This is a genomic window from Paenibacillus nasutitermitis (assembly GCF_014641075.1).
GTDB lineage: Bacteria > Bacillota > Bacilli > Paenibacillales > Paenibacillaceae > Paenibacillus_Z > Paenibacillus_Z nasutitermitis.
Map to the genome: position 1 here is coordinate 1 of NZ_BMHP01000024.1, position 4,247 is coordinate 4,247.

General features: G+C 45.5%; 5 protein-coding genes. All 5 read right to left on the reverse strand.

Features of this window, described 5'->3' with window-relative positions; genetic code table 11:
* The coding region (locus IEY46_RS36065; protein ID WP_188997253.1) for a dihydrodipicolinate synthase family protein at positions 1-202 on the reverse strand (202 nt) is incomplete at its 3' end.
* Between the two features lie 37 nt (positions 203-239).
* Complete coding sequence (locus tag IEY46_RS36070; RefSeq protein WP_189001222.1) at positions 240-1,649, reverse strand: ABC transporter substrate-binding protein; 1,410 nt, start codon at positions 1,647-1,649, stop codon at positions 240-242.
* A gap of 23 nt (positions 1,650-1,672) precedes the next feature.
* Positions 1,673-2,506 (reverse strand): carbohydrate ABC transporter permease, encoded by an 834-nt coding sequence (locus tag IEY46_RS36075; protein ID WP_373288964.1) that lies wholly within the window; start codon positions 2,504-2,506, stop codon positions 1,673-1,675.
* A gap of 59 nt (positions 2,507-2,565) precedes the next feature.
* Entirely contained in the window at positions 2,566-3,468 is a 903-nt protein-coding gene (locus tag IEY46_RS36080; protein WP_189001226.1) for a carbohydrate ABC transporter permease, read from the reverse strand.
* A 259-nt stretch (positions 3,469-3,727) separates the two neighbouring features.
* The coding region (locus tag IEY46_RS36085) for a dihydrodipicolinate synthase family protein (RefSeq protein WP_189001229.1) at positions 3,728-4,247 on the reverse strand (520 nt) is incomplete at its 5' end.

The window sequence follows — 4,247 nt, forward strand, 5'->3', positions numbered from 1 at the left end:
GCTTGTCCGGCAACCGCTTCGCGAAGAATTCAGCGATTTCTATCCGCTCCTCGGCCGACAGCGCCGGGGATTCGCCGGTGCTCCCCCCGATTACGTAACCCTCCACATACTCGGAGGTATGATGGATCAAGTTCTCAAAGCCCTCATAATCGACTTTCCCCTCAAAGAATGGTGTTGGAATAACCGGTATATTTCCTTTCATGCTCATTCCTCCTCGTACAAAACCTCGATGTCTTTTACTATTTTAGTGCTGCCTGCCATTTCACCGCTCTGTCCTGCAAGTTTGCCAAGTACGATTCAATATCCGGAGCTTTGTTGTTCGCTGATAAGCTGATAAAGTTGTTAACCGCCGGTACAACTTCACTGTTGAAGAATGGATTCACTTCATCCATCAGATTGGATTTCGCTACGTCCGCGATCTTCATTGCACTCACTACGTATTGATCTTTCGGATCGAGAAAATCAGCATTCGCAAGCGTCGGTGTAAAGGCAAGGGATTCATACATATGTTTCTGAACATCATATCCCGCCATGAATTTAACAACTTCCCATGCTGCTTGTGCTACTTCCGTCTTTTTCGAGATAACAAACGGATCTACGGCAACATAGCCGCCGCCATCCGGACCAATATTCATAACCGATTGGAACCGGTCCAGGAACGTCTCATCACCCTCTGCGGAATAAGAACTCCATGCTCCGTATCCGCCATCATCCAGCGAAATGGCAATATTGTTCGCCTCTGTTCCGAAATTTTCACCACCCTGGCCATTTACGAATGCAGGCGGAGCATATTTACTGATCTCTTTCAAAAACTCAAATACGTTGACCATCTCGGGTGAATTCATTTGGAATTTGATGTTTTTCAAATCTCCCAGCGTTCCTTCCCCGCCTGGAGCATTATAATAACGAGTCAGAGCTTGGAATACCGATGCATCCAATACATTTCCCAAGAACATTACGCCGTAGGTTTGCTCTCCCGTTTTCGGGTTTTTACCTGTAAGAAGCTTAGCTTTATCCAGAATCTCTTCCGGTGTTGGCACTTCAGATAAGTAAGGCACGCCGAAATCGTCGAATATTTTCTTGTCGAATACCGTCATCCTGCGCCCCATTACGGCTGGCACTCCAAAGCGGGCCGTACCGTCAAGCGATTTGGTGTTATAGGAGAAATCCCAGATCCCTTGCAAATAAGCTTCCGGCTTGAAGGAGGGATCGGCTGCAATCAAGTCGTCAATTTCTCTAAGAAACCCTTGTTCATACCATTCACTCGCCCAACCGCCTGCCGTATAGAGGACATCGATATCATTGGACATCAGGAGCGCCTTTTGCTTGGCTTGGGTATTCTCCCATGGCACTTCACTTATTTCCAGTTTGATGTTTGGAAATTTAGATTCAAATTTCTCCTTAATCAACTTTTTAAGTCCGACTAGCTGTTTGCCTGAAATAGGATCGATACCATCATCAAGCTGCCAATTTCCCGCCAAGGCCATACGCACTGTTCCGGATAGATCTGATGTCTCGCTTGGAAGATCCGAGGAGCCTTCAGTCGAGTTAGTTTTAGTTGAACCTGATTCCGGAGAGTTGGATCCGCACGCTGCAACCGACATCACGAGCATAATCATCGCCAATAAACTCAGCATTTTCCTTTTCAACGTAAGTTCCCCCTAATGTTTTGTTACTGTTTAATGCCCGTCATCGCAACACTCTCTACGACATACCTTTGCAAAAATATATATAAAACAACGACCGGCACAAGACTAACTGTAGTTGCCGCCATCGTGATGGAAGGCAGTTTCCCTGTTCCCCTGTTGTAGGTGAACATGGCAAGCCCCTGCTGAATCGTATACTTGTCCGGCGTGTTGAGAATAAGCAATGGCCATAATAAATCATTCCATACAGCCAAAAACTGCAGAACAATTAATGTGGCAATAATCGGCATGCACAAAGGGAGGAAAATGACCCGAAATACCCGAAGCTCCCCCGCTCCATCAATAATTCCTGCTTCTCTGAGACTGCCCGGCAATTGATCGAAGATTCCTTTGGCGAGAAATGTGCCAAAAGCATAGTTCAATGCCGGTAAATAAAAGGCCCAGTAAGAATCCGTTAAATGTAAACGGCTGAAGAACAAGTACTGCGGAATCATCGTGATCTCAAAGGGAATCATCATTGTGCTGAGCGCTGCTACGAGTACGATGCCAGAGCCCTTCGCCTTCAGCTTGGATAAGGCATAACCCGAGAGAAGAGCAGATGATAAGCTCACTATGATAACACCTACTGCCACAACGACAGAGTTCCAAATGTATTTAAGTAACGGAACGTTCATAAACGCTGCATCATAAGGCTTCAAGGACGGATCAAGCGGCCAAATTCGCGGTGGAAACGGGATTCTGATCCTTGCTGCCCAATCGAAGCTGGTAATCACCATCCATGCGAAAGGTATGACCATTGCCAGAGAACCAATAGCTAACAATACGACCAATATTTTATTCGACCATCTTTTACGACCCATCAAGGTGCCATTGCGCCTCATAAGGCTACGAGAAGTTGACATCCTCCACCACCCCTTCCTTAATCAAAACTGTTTTTCTTTCTATTGAACATCAGCATGATCACAGTCAACAGCAGGATAAAGATAAATAAAATGTATGACGCAGCAGAGGCCACTCCCATCTGGGAAGACAGGAATGCGTTCCGGTAAATGTACAATACAGAGGTGAGCAGCGATCCTCCGGGATTTCCTGCCGTGCCTCCAATAAGCCATACATCCGTGAATCTCTTCATCGAGTTTATAATGCCAATAATGATCATAAACACGAAGATTGATCGCATATAAGGGATCGTAATATAGAACCATTTTCTTAACGGGGTGGCACCATCTACGTCCGCAGCTTCGTACAGATCGCCAGGAACCCCCTGCAAACCTGCTATAAATATAATGGTGTTATAACCGAGCGCAGACCATAAATTCATTAATACGATACTGAGCGGAGCGAAGGTAGGATCTGTAAACCAGCCGATCGGTTCCATTCCCAGCCATCCGACAAAGTAATTCAACAAGCCTTCCCTTGAGGGGTAGAACAGGAAAGTAAAAACAATACTGGTTGCAACAGCCGAAACCACATTCGGAAGGAAGAAGATGGCCTTAAATACGTTCTTCAACCGGGTAGATACCAGATTGTTAATTAAGGTCGCCAAAATAAAGGAGAAAACAACCCCGGACAATACCGAAAGCGCTCCCATATAAAGGGTGTTGTAGAGTGATTTCCAAAATGAGGAATCTGCTATAACAAACTCATAGTTTGCCCAACCGACCCAATCCCCACCCGTACCACTTGCCGAACGATGCATACTGAGAATGAATGCATTGATCATAGGATAGATCGAGAAAACGACGATCCCAACGATTAACGGCAGCATAAACAGATAACCAACAGCATTCTTACGAATGGCCTTATCAATCCTATGAATCATAGGTCCTGCTCTCCTTCTCTCTCACGAGTATGATTTCAATCAATATTTCTGTATATTGAAAATTAATTTTACTTGATGAATTTGTTTTAATATAACACCATAAAATGAATGATGTCAACGTAACATCGCGTGTTTCACTCTAGAAAAATATTTTTATCTACTGAATTGTCAAATTTAGAAACTGTAATACCATTCTTTATGTAATCAAACATAACGCAAACCTATTCAGGTTTGCGTTATGAGTGGATTTAAACCTAACTTAAACTTGTACCGCGCCATAACCAAGCAACATTTCATTTACCCGATGATCGCTGGACGGCAGAAGCGGCAGGCGCGTCTCCGCGCTCTTGAATAGACCCAGATGGTGATACAAGGCTTTGGTCGTTGGAATCTCGTCTCCAGGACCGAACATATGGATGAACGGCAATATTTTACTTGAGAAGACAGCGAAGCTTTCCTCCCGTTTCCCCGCCCGGTACAGATCCCAGCCTTCCTTGAACTCCTTCGGAAAGATGATCGGGGCAATAATCATATTCCCATCAATCCCCGCCTCTATGGCACGGAAGCAGATGATGTCATCGCCTCCGAATACCGCGAGTGAGGTGTGCTGTTTCAACGCCCGGATTTTGCCCATGTTATGGTCGGTCATTTTGATCGCCTTAATCGCTGGAACGGCTTCCGCTAATTCGATCAGCTGCTGCGCGGTATAGAGGGTATTTGTCGTGACCGGATTGTCATAGAAAATGATCTGCAGACCCGTCCTCGCCGCAAGACTGCCC